The 17,815-nt window shown below is 46.2% G+C and carries 16 protein-coding genes; 2 read left to right on the top strand and 14 right to left on the bottom strand.

From position 1 onward, the window contains the following. Positions 1–22 precede the first annotated feature (22 nt). The 13 genes from flgK to fabZ form a co-directional block, all read right to left on the bottom strand. Positions 23–1,654 (bottom strand): flagellar hook-associated protein FlgK, encoded by a 1,632-nt coding sequence (gene flgK / locus FTV88_RS06040; protein ID WP_153724844.1) that lies wholly within the window; start codon positions 1,652–1,654, stop codon positions 23–25. A gap of 117 nt (positions 1,655–1,771) precedes the next feature. Continuing rightward, on the bottom strand, positions 1,772–2,341 hold the full coding sequence (locus tag FTV88_RS06035) for a flagellar protein FlgN (protein ID WP_153724843.1): 570 nt from the start codon (positions 2,339–2,341) through the stop codon (positions 1,772–1,774). An 18-nt stretch (positions 2,342–2,359) separates the two neighbouring features. Then, on the bottom strand, positions 2,360–2,668 hold the full coding sequence (gene flgM, locus FTV88_RS06030) for a flagellar biosynthesis anti-sigma factor FlgM (RefSeq protein WP_153724842.1): 309 nt from the start codon (positions 2,666–2,668) through the stop codon (positions 2,360–2,362). Positions 2,669–2,811: 143 nt separating this feature from the next. Continuing rightward, the gene (locus FTV88_RS06025; RefSeq protein WP_153724841.1) at positions 2,812–3,234 is read right to left on the bottom strand and encodes a TIGR03826 family flagellar region protein; all 423 of its coding nucleotides are present in this window, start codon (positions 3,232–3,234) and stop codon (positions 2,812–2,814) included. Between the two features lie 141 nt (positions 3,235–3,375). Beyond that, a complete protein-coding gene (locus FTV88_RS06020; protein ID WP_162007924.1) occupies positions 3,376–4,302 on the bottom strand; it encodes a ComF family protein in 927 nt (308 codons plus the stop codon). A 19-nt stretch (positions 4,303–4,321) separates the two neighbouring features. Further along, on the bottom strand, positions 4,322–4,717 hold the full coding sequence (locus FTV88_RS06015) for a helicase-related protein (RefSeq protein WP_243137483.1): 396 nt from the start codon (positions 4,715–4,717) through the stop codon (positions 4,322–4,324). A gap of 14 nt (positions 4,718–4,731) precedes the next feature. Continuing rightward, positions 4,732–6,414, bottom strand: coding sequence for a DEAD/DEAH box helicase family protein (locus FTV88_RS06010; RefSeq protein WP_162007923.1), 1,683 nt, complete (start codon positions 6,412–6,414; stop codon positions 4,732–4,734). Between the two features lie 152 nt (positions 6,415–6,566). After that, positions 6,567–7,358 carry a response regulator gene (locus tag FTV88_RS16005; protein WP_153724837.1) on the bottom strand — a complete coding sequence of 264 codons (792 nt, stop codon included), beginning with the start codon at positions 7,356–7,358 and terminating at the stop codon, positions 6,567–6,569. Next, entirely contained in the window at positions 7,312–8,487 is a 1,176-nt protein-coding gene (locus FTV88_RS06000) for a sensor histidine kinase (RefSeq protein WP_153724836.1), read from the bottom strand. Before FTV88_RS06000 ends, FTV88_RS16005 begins: the two co-directional genes overlap by 47 nt. 321 nt (positions 8,488–8,808) lie before the next feature. Further along, positions 8,809–10,242 carry a phosphoglucomutase/phosphomannomutase family protein gene (locus FTV88_RS05995; protein ID WP_153724835.1) on the bottom strand — a complete coding sequence of 478 codons (1,434 nt, stop codon included), beginning with the start codon at positions 10,240–10,242 and terminating at the stop codon, positions 8,809–8,811. A 472-nt stretch (positions 10,243–10,714) separates the two neighbouring features. Continuing rightward, entirely contained in the window at positions 10,715–11,359 is a 645-nt protein-coding gene (locus FTV88_RS05990; RefSeq protein WP_162007922.1) for an SH3 domain-containing protein, read from the bottom strand. 131 nt (positions 11,360–11,490) lie between these two features. Beyond that, on the bottom strand, positions 11,491–12,573 hold the full coding sequence (locus FTV88_RS05985) for an MraY family glycosyltransferase (protein ID WP_153726538.1): 1,083 nt from the start codon (positions 12,571–12,573) through the stop codon (positions 11,491–11,493). A 180-nt stretch (positions 12,574–12,753) separates the two neighbouring features. Beyond that, positions 12,754–13,194 carry a 3-hydroxyacyl-ACP dehydratase FabZ gene (fabZ, locus tag FTV88_RS05980; RefSeq protein WP_279236977.1) on the bottom strand — a complete coding sequence of 147 codons (441 nt, stop codon included), beginning with the start codon at positions 13,192–13,194 and terminating at the stop codon, positions 12,754–12,756. 142 nt (positions 13,195–13,336) lie between these two features. Between fabZ and FTV88_RS05975 the strand changes: the two genes are divergently transcribed. Further along, the gene (locus FTV88_RS05975) at positions 13,337–13,846 is read left to right on the top strand and encodes a DUF4330 domain-containing protein (RefSeq protein WP_153724833.1); all 510 of its coding nucleotides are present in this window, start codon (positions 13,337–13,339) and stop codon (positions 13,844–13,846) included. 27 nt (positions 13,847–13,873) lie between these two features. On the opposite strand, the gene FTV88_RS05970 is transcribed toward FTV88_RS05975, so the two are convergent. Further along, positions 13,874–15,085 (bottom strand): glycosyltransferase, encoded by a 1,212-nt coding sequence (locus tag FTV88_RS05970; RefSeq protein ID WP_243137481.1) that lies wholly within the window; start codon positions 15,083–15,085, stop codon positions 13,874–13,876. A gap of 97 nt (positions 15,086–15,182) precedes the next feature. Between FTV88_RS05970 and FTV88_RS05965 the strand changes: the two genes are divergently transcribed. Further along, a complete protein-coding gene (locus FTV88_RS05965; RefSeq protein WP_153724831.1) occupies positions 15,183–17,201 on the top strand; it encodes an O-antigen ligase family protein in 2,019 nt (672 codons plus the stop codon). Positions 17,202–17,815: the final 614 nt, after the last annotated feature.

Below are 17,815 nucleotides of genomic sequence, written 5' to 3'. Positions count from 1 at the left end.
ACTTCCTATTGTAACGACCTACTTAACGACCTACGAGCCCCATACGGCTGACAATGGTATCGATCATATCGTCCATCGTCGTTAGCATACGCGCTGCTGCATTGTAAGCATGTTGCTGTTGAATCATATTCGCCATCTCTTCATCTAAAGAGACTCCCGATATGGATTGACGTTGATTGTCAATGGCCGTCACCAAACGGATCTGGTTCTCGCTCATACGCATAGACTGCTCTGACATTACACCAAGCTGCGAAATAATGGATCTATAGTGATTGTCGAGAGTGGCTTTTCCATACTTGCCTAGATCAACGGCTTCGTAGCGCAGCCGAACCATCTCCAGGACGTTCTTATTGTCACCTTCGGCAAACTCTTCAGCGCCTGAGACTCTCGCTGCTGCGAACAAGGCAGGATCTAAGCGGATCTCTCGATTTACTGTCAGATTATCCCACTTGATTTCTCCATTCGTTGGATCGTCGCGATTGACGAAAAAAAGCAACTGCCTTCTCTCATCATCAGTAAGATTTATATCTTTTAAGTTCCGTGCATCTTCGTGGCTATGGATGTTGTTGAACTCTGTAACAAAAGCTTCGGCCATGGCTGCTAAATTTTTACGCAGATCGGCAATGGTGCCATATCGTTGCAAAGGCTTCGCTGCCGCTTCAACAGTGCCGCCGTTTTCTTCGCCATTGCCTGCTTCCCCATTGCTTCCATTGCCATAGCTGCCATTGCCATTCTTTTCATGACCATTGATCTCGGGGAAGTAGCTCTTTTCTAAGGTCCCCCGTGAAACCAAAGTACCACGGAGTGAGCCGCCATAGAAGACAGCGTCGCGACCTGATTCCCAGGTTATTTCTTTTAATGCTTTGCCCTCATCATCGGGTTTCTCGACCGTAGTAAGCTTATTCACATAAATGCCCTCGACGAGAACACCGTTGCCTGAGCGAACAAGAACGGTACCATCGTCTTGTTCATAGACGGCCACATCGACATAGTCGGAAAGCTCATCGAGGAGATGATCGCGGCGATCCCGCAAGTCATTGGCGTTGTCGCCAGCTACTTCGGCCCGCTGGATCTGCATATTAATGTCGCGAATCTTTTCAGCGACATCGTTAATGCGATTTACTTTAATTCCTACTTCATTGTTCAGCTCTCGCTCTAAGTCATCGAAACTTTTGGCAAGATGACGAAAGCTTTCTGTAATGGTAACGCCATGTTCGATCACAGCAATTCGGTTAGAACGATTGGAAGGATCTTGGGCTAAATCCTGACAAGAATCCCAGAAGCGGTCCATCACTGCCTGTAAACCTTCTTCAGAAGGCTCATTCAAGATATATTCAAGCTTGTTCAATGTGTCAGCTTTGGCCATCCAATAGCCCATCTCTCTATTCTCATTGCGAAAGCGCAAATCGAGAAAATCATCGCGATAACGACGAATCTCCTCCACTTGCACGCCCGTTCCAACCATTCCTACCATAGAAGGTCTGTTGAGAGACGGAATAGGCAGGGGCATTCCTGCACCTAAGACAGCTCTTTGGCGGCTAAAGCCGGGCGTATTGGCATTGGAAATGTTATGACCTGTAACTTCAAGACCTCTTTTTTGTGCGCCGAGAGCCCCTGACATCATCGACAAGCCAAAAAAGCTGGAAATACTCATTCTGTCACCTCTTTAGTAAGGGCTAGGCCATTGTACTCTCCATGTCTTAAGAGCTTCTATGGCGATTCAGGGTAAGAAAAATGCAATTGAATTACTACTATCTTTTTTATGTATAAGCTAAATCTTTTTATTGAAAATGTTCGCTCTTCGACTGCTTTCTACGGGTGCATTCCTTGGGCTCTGATGGGGTGAGTAGGTGAATTCTTCGTCCCCAACATCGCGTAAAAGCTCATGAAAATGCTGGCAAAACTCGAGGGATTGATGAATGAGCTGACTGTTCGTCTCATTCTGCTTGCACAACAAATCAATCGAATTCTGCAGGTCTTCTACTAGCTCTAGCAACTGTGGACGCCACGGTTCTGGTAGATAGGGAAGCATCTCAGAGACAGTCTGTTGTTGTTCCGTGGAAGCGCCCAGATGCAGGAGAAGCTCTTCTGTAACTTTTTGACGTAAGCTTTCCACTTGTCCTGACTGGGTGATTAGCATATTCTCCGCTTCTGTTAGTTTCTTAATCTCTTGAATATTTGCTTCCACCAGTGCTTTCTCTTTGCTTTTGGCCAAAGAAGAAAGGCCCTTAAAGATCTGGCACTGCATCTTCATAACACTTTGTAACCGTTTAAAAAGATCCTCCCGAGCATTGCCCTGTTCGCTAGCGATACTCGGAGCGATCTCAAAGTTTTTCATCATCCTGCCCCACCTTTTAGACTATTTCGATTTGAGCGGATCTTCTACGTTACGACCTAGCATCTTCTCTGCAATTTTGTCACTGCTGACAGAGTAGGTTCCATCGTTGATGGACTGCCGTAACTTTTCAACCATCTCTTCACGAAGCTCTGGTGTTTCACGAATCACCTTTGAAGCGGCCTGTAATAGGCGAGCATCTTCGGAAAGGCTAACTTTGTCATTGCCCATCTTCTGTGCTTTTTCTGTAGGAGCGATGTCTCTTTTCTTCTCTACACGATCTACCCCGTACGTCTTCAAAAGGTGCTGGATCTGGTTCGGCGAAATTTTCACTTTCCTTCACCTCCAACCTACAGGCTGAAAAAATATATCCCGCAAGCGTTCTATAATCTACTTATCGTAAGGCAGGTCAAAAAACTTTAGCGAAAAGGAAAAAAGCCGGAAAACCGGCTCAGTTATGAATCTTACTATTTTTCTTACATTTTTTTATCTTTATCAGCCGTAAATACACGATCGCGTCGATTTCTTACATTGCTTTTTTGCCCTGCTTCCTGTAGTGTTCCAGCCGCTTTTCTCAGCTCTTCCGCCAGTTCTTCTTGGCAGTTCCCACAGAGATTTCCTTGACGAATTGGCGTCCCACATCGCTCACAAGGCCAGGCTACTTGTAAGGATGACGATGCCTCCAAGCGACCTTCTTTGATAAACTTGGCGATTAACGTTTCTTCGACACCTGTGGCTGTCACGACTTCAATCACCGTTGCACCGGGATATTTTCGCAAGTAAGTTCGAACCACTTCGTATTGATCTTCTTCTTCACGAGTACAGGTTGGGCAAAGGTTTCTTGCCCCAGGTTGACGGACAAATATGCGATCACAACGCGGACAATTTTTGACGTTCATAATACCGCCCCACCTCGCAAGTCTTGCTTTGACTTCTGCTTTTTCTTTATTATATCCCTTATAAAAGATTGTCGGCAATAGAATGGAGATTTTTCTACGATAAAGACATTGCAAATAGAGTGATTTTTCTTATTCATTTTATTATAAGCCAATTCCCGCAGCAGCTGTAACCACATAAACAGAAGTAATGCCGGCCTGATGTAACACTTTCGTCGCTTCTGTTACTGTTGCACCGGTTGTGTAGACATCGTCTACCAAAATGGCTGCCTTGGCTTTAGTTTTACTCCCTTTTTGGCCTAGTAGCCCCTGTGGCTGAAGCACAAACTGGCCTTCTAAGTTACGCAAGCGATCATAGCGTCCTAAGTGAGCTTGTGTTTCCGTGTCAGCCTGGCGAAGCAAAATATCGGCCACAGGAAAAGCAGTCTCTTCTTCGATCGCTTTGGCCAATAAAAAAGATTGGTTAAAGTTTCGACGAAGCAACTTCTCGCTGTACAGCGGAATGGGCACCAGAAAGGCTCCCTTGAGATCGCCCCAGGGGTTTAAGAGACTGCTATTCGGTACAGCGAGCCAGAGCTGTTGCGCCATTATCTTCCCCAAAGGCAGGGCGAGATCGCGGCGCCCTTTATATTTTAGATCGTGAATGGCTTGTCGCAACAGACCCTCATAAGGCCCTATATTCCAGGCTTGAAGAAAAAGAGGCGCTTGGTTCTGGCAATTCTCGCAAATAACGCTTTCTGTGCCTTTTTCTTTGCGGGCTCTCGCGGAAGACTCTTTCAACAAGGGCTCTTTCGATGAAGGCGCTTCTTTTAAGTACTTCCCACAACGGTCACACTGAACCAACTCTTCATTCAATCTTTCAATTTCAAGCAAACAATTGCGACAAAGCCCTGACCGTCCCCAACTTCGACCATTCTGGGCGAGAGAATCCTGACAGCAAGAGCAGTCCTGCCAAGTGGGAAAGAGCATTTCTTGTACTTCTGCCCAGAATTTTTGTAGCAACCTTGACACCTCTTTGCGTGGCACAGGATCTGTCGCCATGGTGTTTTCCAAGACTGTGCGTCGCGACACACAAAGGTCCCCATGGTCTTCAAGCGAGAGGTTGTGCCATTTCTTCTTTTTCTGCATAAAGATAGCCTTTTTTACGAGCTTCTTCGTTGAGCCAGCGAATGGATCGCTCTGCTTCTTTCATAGAGGCTGTGACGCGCGTCCCTACAAACCAAGCTTCTCCAAAAGGTCGTTCTGTGGAGCGTCCCGCTCGTCCTGCCATTTGAATCAGTGTCCGTTCATCGTAGATTCGCTCATTTTCGGCAAATAAGACGACCACATTGGCACGAGGCACTGTAATGCCTCTTTCCATAATCGAAGTCGTTACGAAAAAAGGAAATTCCTGTCGACTAAAGCCTTGTCGTTTCGCTTCTCGATGGGGATCTCGTGAGTGGCTGTACTCGACCCAATTCCCCTCAAAGTCATTAAAAGGTGGCAGCTTCGTTGCTTCTTTCAGGCTTCTCCCACGCGTTGCGCCAGAAAGATAGAAGGAACAAAGATAAAGACTTGGGCCAGATCGCCCTCTACGCTACGATGCAAAAACCGAAGGAGCTTTTCTGGAAAAATAAGCTGTTCTCGTTTCCAGCGCCATTCTTTTTGTATAATCATTTTCGGTTCAGGCACAGGGTGGCCATGATGACGAGCCGGAATGGTAACAAGAGCAAGATCCTTTTTCTTGATCTTTTCTTTCATCTTCTTGTCGGGCGTTGCTGTCATAAAGACAATGCGTCCTTCTTTTTTCTTCGATCGCATCACAGCATGATAAAGCATCTCGCTTCCCTGGTAGGGAAAGGCGTCTACTTCATCTAAAACAACTAGATCAAAGGCACGGTAAAAGCGGATCACTTGATGCGTCGTCGCTATCACCAGTTGGGCTTGATCATACTTGCCAGTGCTTCCTCCATAGAGCGTAACGATGGATACACCGGGGAAAGCTTTCTGAATTCGCGGCTCTAGCTCAAGAACTACATCACGCCTAGGAACAGCAAAAAGAACACGGCCTCCTTGCTGTAATAGGCGGGCAATGGCAGCAAATGCGACTTCTGTCTTGCCAGCGCCACAGGCTGCCCAGACGATGGCTTCTTTTTGCTCCTTTTTTGCCAACCAGAGTAAAAGATCTTCACCAGCTTCTTCTTGGGCTTCCGTCAGTGGAAAAGGTAAGACAGGCCAGGCTGGGTAGCCTCTTGAAGTGCTACCGTTGTCCGGTGCCGTTTTTCCTAGAAAGTTGGGGGATGAAGGGGCTACAGTGCCACCGAAGAGATAGGGCATTACTTTTTCTTCCCACTTTTCTAGCCAGCCTTCATCGCCTGCCAAAGCGTATAAGGGTCTACAGAGTCGTGATTCCCCCATAGACAGACAACCTTCACAGTAATAGCATTTATCTCGGCCACAACGTACACAAGGGCTAAAAACAATGCGGTCACTTTGACCACAACGAATGCAACGAGCTTTGTCTTTGCCTTCTACCGTTAAGGAAGGAAAAATCTCAACAGCGCCGACGAGAGCCAACAGGTGCATCATATCTTCAAGGTTGCCTGCAGGAAATGGAAGGCCTTCCTGTCGCCAGCGATCGGTCAAAGCTTTTTCAATCTCAGCCATATAGAGAATGCGACCTTCCAAGATTTCCGCAATCATCTGTAGATCGGCCATGTCAGTTACGACTTCTTCTTCAATGATCGGTCCTGTCGGTCCATAAAGATGTAAGACATATTGATCTTGATAAGAAAGGGGCAACTCCTGAATCTCTCGTAACAGTTTGGCAGCTTGCTGTGACCAGTACCGCAGCTCTTCATCGGCTTGGTGTACCTTTTTCCCAGCGTACTGAGGTGATGATTCTTTGGCCAGTCCAGGAAGAGCGATTCCCCAACTTAAGCTTTGAAGCGCTTTACGCCAGATCTGGTCTACCTTTTCAACACCTTGGAGAAAAACACTGGAACGTTGATAATCTCGCACTTGTCGCAGCTCTTGCAGTACATATAAAGCCACACCAACAGGCAGGGTAGGCGTCAAAGAAACAACTGTTTCATAGTTTTCTTGTCGTAAAATGGTCAGATCAAGAGCGGGATCGTGTGTAAAGCCAAGCCAACTTTTTCCTTTTCCTCGCGCTACATAGACAAAACCTTTCAAACAGACCAAGGCGACTCACCTTTTCCGAACTTTTTCTTAACTTGCTACTTTCTACCTTCAATTCCATATTCCTTCTTATCTTTTAGAAAAAAGAAAAGCAAAAACCCTGTAATTCTGTGCTTGCCCCTTACTTTCTCTGAGCACAAAATTACAGGGTTTTCTTAAATTCGAACGAGCCCACTTTTAATGGCATAAAGGGCCGCCTGGGTTCTGTCTGTTACTTGCAGTTTCCGAAAAATATTGGTGATATGATTTTTTACTGTTTTTTCACTGATATAGAGGGTACCGGCAATGGTTGCATTGCTAGCGCCTTGGGCAATTAGATTGAGCACATCACGCTCTCGTTCTGTCAATTCATCGCTTGGATGGGACTCACGAAAGCGCTGCGTCATCAAGTCCGGAGCAGGCGGGGTTTTCGAAAAATTCTCTTCACGAGAAGTCGGTCTAGGTGCTTCTTCTTGCGCCGGTTGTACTTCTTCTGCTTCTTTTATCAAGCTTTTCTTCCCACTTGGACGTAGACGAGCTTGCGCCAAAGCTTTGGTAATAACCAGAGGCGATAGTACCGATTCTCCTTGGGCTACACAGTAGATGGTACTATATAATGTGTTGGGATTGACATCTTTGAGAAGATAGCCATCGACGGGCACGTCTATTACTTTCAGAATTTCTTCTTCATCATTATGGGCTGTTAGAATAATCACACCAATATGAGGCATCTCTGCTTTGATCACTTTGCTCGCTTCGATCCCATTCATACCTGGCATATGTAAGTCCATCAAAACAACTTGAGGGCTATTTTTTCTGGCTATGTTGACAGCACCTTGCCCGTCGCCCACTTCATCAATGACTTCCATTCGCTCATCGAGCTCTAAAATCTTGCGTAACCCTTGACGGACCAGCGTATGATCATCGGCTAGCAAGATTCGAATCTTTTCCGTTTTGCTCTCCGTCATCTTTTCTCTCCTTCAATGGGATGCGAATCATCACCGTTGTCCCTTGCCCTAGATTGCTTCGAATCTCCACTGAACCACCTAATAGAGCAGCTCGTTCTCTCATCCCCAGCAAACCAAAATGCTCGTCTTGTTCTGCATTTTGCACGTCAAAACCAACACCGTCATCGCGAATCAGTGTGGTCATGGCAGCTTCAGCCATCTCGACTTGTACCTTCACTGTTTTGGCTCGAGCGTGTTTGGCCACGTTGCTTAAAGCTTCTTGCGTCATGCGAAAAACAGCTACCTCATAGAGGGTGCTTAAGCGCTTCTCTTTTCCTAAAAAGCGATGCTCTACGATCACATTATGTTTTTCTGCAAAATCATCTAGATATTTCTCAATGGCGCCATAGAGACCGACTTCTTCTAAAGCCATTGGTCGCAAATCATAGATAATCTTGCGCACTTCAATCAAATTGCCTTTAACAAGATTTTTAAGCTCTTGTAGCTCCTCGCGTACCCGTTCTGGCGCTATATCCATGAGTCTTTCACAAAGCTCAGATTGAAGCACAATGCTAGACATCACTTGCGCTGGTCCATCATGAATTTCTCGAGCGACACGACGACGTTCTTCTTCTTGCGCCATAATAACACGCAAGGCAATTTCCTGCCGTAACTGCGCTTCTTCTAACTTACCGGTAATTTCTTTGAGGTTGCCTCCGATAAAGTTTAAGATTAAGCCCATTTGCGACATCAATTGCTCGGCCCGTTCTACCATGGCTTGGAGATGGCGAAGTCGGCGCTCTAAATCATCGCGCTTTGTTCGCAATTGCTGCTCTCGCTCTTTAAGCACGGCCAGCTTTACTTGTATCTCTTGTGCTTCTTCGTATGCTTTGCGAATATCATCTTCTGTATATCGCTCCAGACCGCGACTGACTTCCATCAACCGAACTCTGGCTTTTCTTTCCCTGCTATAAAATTCGTCTACCATCTCAATTACATGGTAGGTCTTATCGCGAATTTCTTGCAGTTCTTCCTTTACTCGGGCACACTCGGAGCGAGCATCTTCGGCAATGGAAAAAATTTGTTCTTTGGCTTTTTCCATGGCTCCAAGGGTCTCTTGGACAATCTTATCTAATATATTAAAATCCAATAGACTTTCCTCCCTCCGACTTTTTTCATTTCGACAATTGTAGGCTAGATCCTGCTTATTGTTTTATTTGCTATGTATTGGCGCGATGTGGGATTTAGTGGGTTGAATAAAAAAACTCTACGGTTGCTAAGAAACCGCAGAGAAGCAAAAAGCTTGGGAGATTGGGAGATTGGGCTCGAGTAAAATATCAGACAATTGAATAGTTGTTCATAAATAATAGGTTGTTGCTACTATTGTAGCATATACTCTGTCTCTATAGAACTATCTATCTAAGCCATTGGGCGTAAAATTTGGAGAAATACAAAGGAGATTCCGCTGCGGCTACAGCCCAAGAGCGCTTTTCACGTCTTGTTGTATGGCTTTGAGCTCATCGCTGCTATTGGCTTCTACATAAAGCCGGAACAGTGGCTCTGTGCCCGATGGTCGAACGAGGGCATAGGCGCCGCTTTCTAGCTGCAACTTTACACCGTCTACGGTGAGGCGCTTTACAACGGTCTGTCCTGCCACGGTAGCGGGGCTATATTGTTGTAAGGATTGAAGAATTGTTGCTTTTTCTTCCGGTAAGGTATGCAGATCTAAACGTTGCGAGATCAAGGTGCCGTATTCCGCAGCGATTTCTGCTAGTATTTCCGTGAGAGGTTTTTTGGCAACAGCTTTGACTTCTGCCATTAAGAGGCATGCTAAGATGCCGTCTTTTTCTGGCAAGTGGCCCTGAATGGATAGACCACCCGATTCTTCTCCTCCTAAGAGACAATCGGGATCGCGTAGCGATTGTCCAATATACTTAAAGCCGACAGGCGTTTCTTCGACTTCTAAGCCTGCTTTGGCCGCAATTCGATCTAGCATATGTGTTGTAGCCACTGTTCTGGCTACTTTTCCTCGTTTGCCTTGACGAGTCAGCATGTGATGGAAAAGTAAGGTTAAGACCTGGTTGGGATTAATGTACGTACCATCGGCTTCCATAATACCAAAACGGTCTCCATCACCATCTAACGCCAGACCAAGGTCCGCGCCACTGGCTAAGACCTGATCCTTTAACTCTGTCAGCACCGATTCAGAAGGCTCTGGCATGATTCCACCGAACAAAGGGTCTCTGTAATCGTGAATGGCTTTATATTCCATCGCAGAACGATCAAGAGCCGCTTCAATATAGCCAATGCCAGCGCTCCACATGGGATCGATAACAATTTTTAAGCCTGATGCCTTGATGGCATCAAAGTCTATAAGACCTGTTATCGCATCAAGGTATGCTTCTTTGGGATCGATGGTCTTTACCAGACCTTGTTCTTCTGCCGCTTTCAAGCGCAGTCGAGAAACTGTTAGTGTCTTTTCCTCTCTTTGCGCTACCATGTCTCTGACGAGACTTTCAATGCGATCGGTAATCTCAGGCGTAGCTGGTCCGGCATATTCAGGAATGAACTTAATACCGTTATATTCTGGCGGGTTGTGACTGGCTGTGAGCATAATAGCACCAGCTGCTCCATAGTGCTGAATGGCAAAAGCAGTCACTGGCGTGGGCAACGCCTTTTGTGGCATCATAATTGCGATGCCATTCCCTGTTAAGACTTCCGCCGATCTCTCTGCAAACCTTTCTGCCAGAAAACGATTGTCGTAACCAATGACAATGCCACGGTCCGCCAAGCCCGTTTCTTGTACATACTGGGCGATGGCTTGAACGACAACCTCTAGGTTGGCGAAAGTAAACTCTTCGGCCATAATGGCTCGCCAACCGTCTGTTCCAAATTTAATGGTCATGAAAGCCCCCCTATCCTTTGACTAAAAGTAGATTACCCGTTACTTTCCTTCTCTTATACGGTCTAATTTTCCTTCTTGCCCTTTTGTTAACATTCGATATACATCGTAGATAGGTGATAGGTTCCATAACGATATTCCCATCTTGATCGAGAGAAAATCGAACGAGACTGCCCTTCGGGAACGTGCTCCACAACTCAAAAGGAAGGTCTACTTCACCTTCCGCTTTGATCTGAATCTGTGCCAATGACAAAACGGTACACCTCCGCCAAAAAAAGTATGTCCTGCTCAACCAGTGAACTAGGCGGATCACTGACTGCCTTTGTAAGGATAACATAGCTCTAGACAGGCTGTCTTTAAAAAGCCGTCGAAGATCTCTGTCGAAAAAAGTAGGATAAGGTCTAAGAAAGTAGTCATAAAAGGAAAAAGCACCCGAAAGTTGTCATCCTTTCGAGTGCTTTTTCTTTATTTTTCTTTATTGTAACCTTACAAGATCCTGGCGAATAAAGCCGGTACGACCATCTGCCAATCTCACTTTAAACCACTTTTCATTGTTTACGCCGTCATGAATGCTGATAATAAGAATCTCTGTCCCATGCTCGAGCCCTACAATGCTAGCATAGTCTGTGCCGGGGCCATAGCGTATATGAGCGCCAATCAGCGGCGTTACGGTAGCGACTTGCGCTGGCTTAGAAGCCTCTTCCGCTTGGGTTGGGTTCGTTAGAGGCGTACCGACTGGGTTCTTCACATCAATTTTTTGACCGGTACTCTTTTCTAAGTTCTGGTGAAGCACATCTACTTTTTGATCAATCGCATCAATTCTACTATGTATTTCCGTCGTTTGTTCACCGAGGATTCGGTTCAGATAACTTCTAGAAATCAGAGGATCGGCACTGCTACCGGGTGTAACAGCACTGGCTATAACCATTTGCCCCAGTATGAAACCACTAAGCGTAAAGGCGACGCCGTAGGTGGAAACCTTAACCCATTTTTGCAGTGACCTCTTTTGAGGCCGGTTCGAAGCAAAAAGAATCTCCTGTTCTTCTTGCGTCAAACCGATTTCGAAGAGAGAACCTTGTTTCTCTTCTTGAAGCTTATTATGATCATGCTTCTCACTCATGAGCATTTATACCTCCCAACAATCTTAGAGTCTTGATGGGGGTACGTGATTGCCGATGCGGTTACACGTCTTCCCCTGGCCTATTTTTTACTTTCATGACCTATCCAGCAAAATCCTAATAGTAATCCCAATTAGGACGTTTCTTTTTCTGTCTTGAGACCTACGGGTCGGCTGGTTATTTCTTGACTTGGGCTGGTTCGACCAAGAATGCCAAGGCGATCGGCCATGAGTAACATAACACTAGCCAGCACGATAAGGATGAAAAGGCTTTGCGCCGTCGATACAGCCGTCAATACGATAGCTGTAATCCCTAAAACGGTGTTAATGGCATAAATAATCAGCACCGTTTGGGGATGGCTAAAGCCAAGGGCAAGCAGTCGGTGGTGCAAGTGATCTTTATCAGCCTGAAAAATTGGTTGTCCCTTCTGATACCGCCGAAAAATGGCAAATCCAGTGTCTAGAATGGGAATACCTACTATTAAGATGGGAATGATGACCGATATAACAGTTGCAACTTTGACAAGACCCATAATAGAAAGACAGCCCAAGGAAAAACCTAAGAACATGGCCCCTGTATCGCCCATAAAAATTCTAGCTGGATGAAAATTATACTTCAAAAAGCCGACAGAGGAAGCCGCTAAGATTAGTGCTAAATAAACAACGAGAACTTGACCTTGTGTCCAAGCAACAACGGCCATGGTCAAAGCAGCAATGGTGGCGATACCTGAAGCCAATCCGTCAAGACCATCGATCAAGTTAACGGCATTGGTAACTGCTATAATCCAGAAAATCGTAATCGGTATATGGAGCCAACCTAAATCGAAAGTATGATAGTTATGAAAGGGATTCGTAACAAAGTCTACGGATATGCCGAAAGGTATGACCGATGCAGCAGCCAGTATTTGACCGAGCAATTTGACTTTTGGCGGTAAATCATAGGTATCATCGACAATTCCTACTACAACGATAATAGTAGCACCAACGAGCAATCCTAGAATGGGCAGTTGTAGAAAATCACTATTCCACAATCCCATTGCCAGGACCGTTAAGACAAATCCACCATAGATAGCCAAGCCGCCTAAGCGGGGCATTGTCTTTTGGTGTACTTTCCGACCCGAAGGCTTATCAACAGCACCAATTCGAAAAGCAAGCCAGCGCGCTACGGGGGTCAACGCGAGGGCAACCAAAAAAGCAGCCGTGGCTGCCAGAGCCATCGACACCTGGAACCCTCCTTATAAAGTAGATCACTAATAGTTCTACATGTCTACTGCTATTGTACTGCATTGTCCATTGAGCCATCAATAACTTCTGTCGCTAGATTCCTTATTTATTTTCCTCAAAGACTAAAAAATCCCTCTTTTTCTTCTACAAAGAGCAAACTCAAGACTTTCGTCCTATCTTTCAACAGCAAAAGTTAATTCGGCTTCACAGACAAGGTCTTCTCCGACGTAGGCTTTGCCTGTAGCTTTGCCAATGTTGCGTCGAAGGGCTTTCATCTCTACTTCCAAGCGCAATGTATCGCCAGGAACGACTTGTCGGCGGAAACGAGCACCATCAATGCCTGCAAAAAAGGCAATTTTCCCTGCATATTCTGGCATTTTTAACAAAGCAACAGCACCCGTTTGGGCCAGTGCTTCAATAATCAATACGCCTGGCATGACAGGATGACCGGGAAAGTGACCTGGAAAAAAAGGTTCGTTAATGGTAACATTTTTGAGAGCAACGGCACTTTTACCCACTTCTAACTCTACAATCCTATCGATGAGTAAAAAAGGAGGTCTATGTGGTAGAATGCCCTGAATTTCCTGTGCTGATAGATTCACTTTTTCCCTCATATTCATCATTCTTCCTCTCTGTAAAATTGTTGGAATAAAGAGCTTAAAAAAGGAACAGTGACACCTCGTGTCGAACTAATTGTCTTCTAAGTGGACAAACTTGTCAAATTATCACAAATGAAGTAGGAGGAACAATGTCACAATGAAAATCGTTGACGAAAAAGGTCGTCTCTTCGGTCTGGTGAACCCTCTCGATCTGATTATCTTGTTGGCTGTCATTGCTCTCGTCGTCGGACTGGGTACCAAGACGAAGACGATGGTCAGTACTACAGTCACAGAAGTAGAGCTTACTGCCCTTTTTAGAAAAGTGGAGCCTTCCTTATTAGAAAACTTGAATACAGAAGATCGCCTTGTTGGGGCTGGTGGGTTTATCGAAGACGCTAGAATCGTTGCTGTCGATGTACGCCCTCATATTGATACGATCAATACGGCTACGGGAGAACGAGTTATTGTGGAAGACCCTCGGTTTAAAGATGTACGCGTGACAGTACGCGGTGTTTCTCGTTCGGCGACAGCTGACTTACGAGTAGGCCTTCAAGAAATCAAAGCGGGCCGAGAATACTGGTTGAAAACACAGTTTATTCAACTGCTCGGGATCACAGAGACAGTTCGTGTTCTAGATTCTCGAGAAGAGATCATTGAAGAGTCCTGAGAAGAGTCCTGAGAAGAGTCCTGATATCTACAAGGTTTTTTCTATTGCTTGCCACATTTGATTCAGTCTACTTTCCCAAGCATGCTCTTCGGCCAGGGCGACTCTTTCGGCTCTTTTTTCTGGGCTATCTTGCTCTAGGGCTGCGTCGATGTGGCGTAAGAACTCGAGATGATTGCGCCCAACAGCTATCGTTGGTTCAAAAGGCACTACTTCCGGTAGCGCTGTGGAGACAACGGCACAGCCAGCAGCAAGGTATTCGTAGATTTTTACTGGATTGACACTTCGAGTCAATTCATTGAGTTTAAATGGAGACAGACAGACCTGAAAGCGTTGCACATAGGCCGGCAATTCTTGATAAGGCTTACGACCGAGTAAATAGACGTTTTCCAACCCCTGTAGTGGTCGGATGTCTGTTTCGACAGGGCCTATGATCACGAGATCATAGTCTCTTCGATATCGCGCCACTTTGGCCAAAAGTTCAATGTCAATCCAATCACCAAGGCCTCCTACAAAGCCGATAAGACCCTTGTTGTTTTGAGGTAGATCAAGAGGTGGTTTCTGAGGAGAGAGGGGCATCTGAATGGTATCTTGGTGAGGGCGGCGAAAGTGCTCTACATCGGCACCATTGGGAACAAGATGAACGTCTCGTCGCACTTTTTCCATTTTTTCTTGCAGCGCTCTTGCAGAAGCGAAAACGACATGGGCATTGCGCGCAAGTTCATTTTCCATCTCTTGCATGGCTTGAGGATCATGGAGACCCGTAAAAGCACCGTGATCATCGACACAGTCGTAGATCACGCTCGACCACTTGATACTTTCTGAGGCATTGATAAAGTCGCAAGTACCCGGCAAGTAGGTCCAGAGCAGGGGCTTGGACCAGTTAAGCTCATCTAGCGCTTCTACGAGCTTACGAGCAAAGATTTCTTGATTCTTACGATTGATGGTACGCTTCATGCCATGAAAAGGTAGAAAAAGCGGTGGTTTGAACAGGTAGATTTGACCACTTTCCCGATGTAACCTTCCGTCGCTCGATCCGTTCTCATATTCTACTGGCTCCATCGTCTGCAATCCCTTTTTTTCGCGCCACCGTCTTTTCCAGAGGATTGGGTTTTTTAATGGAGCTATATAGGTGATGGGTGGATCGACATAGAGGATGTTATGACCCTGCACGGCAAGGCGAACCATAAGTTGTTGGGCCCGCGCCCACATGCCATGCCATTCTGCTGCAGCGATACACACAATGTTCAATCTTTCTTCATCCTTCTTATTATTGAACTTGTAAAGCCTTAGAGATAGGGGAAAAAGCAAAGTTCGATAGAATCTTTTATATTGTGAGGTGACTCTTCTGAATATCATTCAAACGCTTCAGCAAGTAATTGTCAACAGCCTCTTTGTAAGAATATTGCTCTACCTCTACGGCGGCCTTTTTCAGATTGAAAAATTATGGCGTTCTAGCATTTTCCATCGCTATCTGGAAAAAGCAGCGCAAGGGGCTTCGCGAGGCCTGGTGGGGCGCTATTTTTCCTCAGACCCGCTGGAGCGCTTGCAGCGCCAACGATCTTCTTCTTTTGTTGTTGCCCTTGGAGCTACCCTTACCAAGCCGGTGCGTTCTCTTCGATTAAAGTTCATTGATTTACTAGAAGAAATCTCCCGGGGAAGCATTGTAGCTACCATTGTGCGACACCTTGCTTGCCCTGAAGGGTGGCAACTAGGTGGACTGGCTCGAGCTGGGCTCGCTTTTCTTGTAGGTTTAACGGTGGCACTTGCCTTGCTTGGTGCTATGACCTTTTTCAAAGCCTTTGTCTTTGCCGGGACCTTGCTCCTATTTTACCTCTGGCGAAATAGCCTTGTCACGGTGCAAGCCATCTGGGACAAATCAGTGCCTGCAAAAGTAACTGACTTTTTCGTGCCTTCGGCTCTTCAAAAAGATGAGCCTCTTCATTCTGTTGACGTTGACGATAATTATAGGGTGGCGCCACCTTTGGAAGGCTTCAGTGCTTACGTCATGTATGGTCTTCTTCTGCTTTTTGGTGCTGTGATTGGCTTTTTGTGGGTACGATTTAACAGTCCCTACGTCCTTGTATTGCCCCTGATACTGCTGTCTTTGCAATTGCTCTTTTTCCGTCCTATTCTAGGGCTCTGGGCGCTGGCTCTTTATGGCCCTATTGACTGGTTTTTGCGACAGCAGGTGAACATGTTTGGCATTCCAACGTGGTGGGATGAGGCACTTTTATTGCTTATGGTGGGTGCCATTGTTGCCCACTGGCTTAGTCAAAGAGATTTTCAATGGAAGCACCATCCCACATTCTACGCACTTACTGCTTTCATTGCCATTATGCTCTTTATGTTTCTCATTGACTACACCTATCCACGAATTCAGGTTCCCATCGATGGCTTACGCGTAATTGTGCAGCATATGCTTTGGTTCTACTTGGCTGTACAATTGCTACGTCATACCAAAGAAGCGCTTACCTTACTCGTTGGATTTACGCTGGCTACCACGCTGATTGCCTTGCATGGCGTTTATCAGTACATTACAGGAGCACCCATGCCTTCAACGTGGGTCGATCAAGCCGAAGTAGGCATTCGCACACGTGCTTATTCCATTATTGGCAGCCCCAACGTTTTAGGCGGTTTACTTGTTCTTTCTACTCCTATTGCTTTAGCACTGGCCTATCGAGGCACACCTGCACAACGGCTTTTCTATCTAGGTTGTGCAGCCGTTATGGGCCTTTGTATGGTCGTTACCTTTTCCCGTGGCGCCTGGCTCGGTCTCGCTTTGGGCATTATCCTTTTTGGTGCCATTTATGATCGTCGTTTGATAGCAGCTTTCTTAATTGGCGCTATTTTGCTTCCCATTGCCTTGCCTTCTGTGGCAGACCGAGTTAGCTATTTGTTGAGCCCTGACTACATGAACAAGTCAGCCCAAGGGGGTCGTATTGACCGCTGGAATATGGCTTTAGATAAAGTTCAAGAAAAGCCACTAACAGGGATCGGCCTTGGTCAGTTTGGTGGCGCTGCCGCTGATCATAACAAAAATCTTCTCGGTCATCGCACAATCTATACGGATAACTATTATTTGAAAACGGCTGCTGAGACAGGCCTGATTGGTCTTGTTTCTTTTATCGCTTTAATGATTGCTGTTATGCGCATGGCTTTTGGTGTGGCCATTCATGCGCCTCCTCGCTTGAAGGCTTTGGCTACAGGTATTGCTTGTGGTCTGACCGGTGTTGTTTTCCATAATGCTGTGGAAAATGTTTTTGAAGTGCCTATGATGGTTATTTTGTTCTGGCTTTTTGTGGCCTTGGTTTGGAAGTTTCGTGAGCCTGATTCGGGGGTTACGAAAGGTGCCTAGCGCGAAAATAGCCACATCGGTTCAGAGGTAATTACGAAAATAGATACTTTGTGGTGGGGGCAGGCCTTATTCATTCCTTCCGAACGGACTCATCCCACGCCATGAGCGGCAGCAAGCTGCCGATGGCTGAGGTCTGAAGTCCTCTCTCCAGGAATGAATAAGGCCTGCCCCAGATACATTTTGCTTGTTGTGACTACGTTTTGGCCTATTGCAAATACAATAGGCAGTTGCGTAATCATAACAGGATAACAGGAGGTTACGCAAAGCTACTCCAACGGAAGTAACAATCAGCAAAAACCCTCTGGGCCAGGGCATCACGCTTTCCGCAGCGGGACTTGGGACCTCAGCTGTCGCCAGCTTGCTGGCGGTAACAGCGTGGGACCAGTCCAGAGCGGAGGAAAGCGTGATGCCCTGGCCCCTCTATGAAGTAACCCCAACGTAATCAGGAAAAAGCTGATTTTCATGGATTGGTACAGGATGGTAGGGGGACCGTTTCGTTTGGTAGCATCTTGGTTGCGCCCATCCAGGCATGGCGGGTTGGTTAGAAAATGAACTGGTTTGAACAAAAGCAACTAATAAACAAGCCACCAAAGAGCTTCTTGGCTCCTTTGGTG

This window comes from Heliorestis convoluta (assembly GCF_009649955.1).
Taxonomy (GTDB): Bacteria; Bacillota; Desulfitobacteriia; order Heliobacteriales; family Heliobacteriaceae; genus Heliorestis; species Heliorestis convoluta.
The sequence above is the reverse complement of the archived record's forward strand: the minus strand, read 5'-3'. Positions and strand labels throughout refer to the sequence as shown.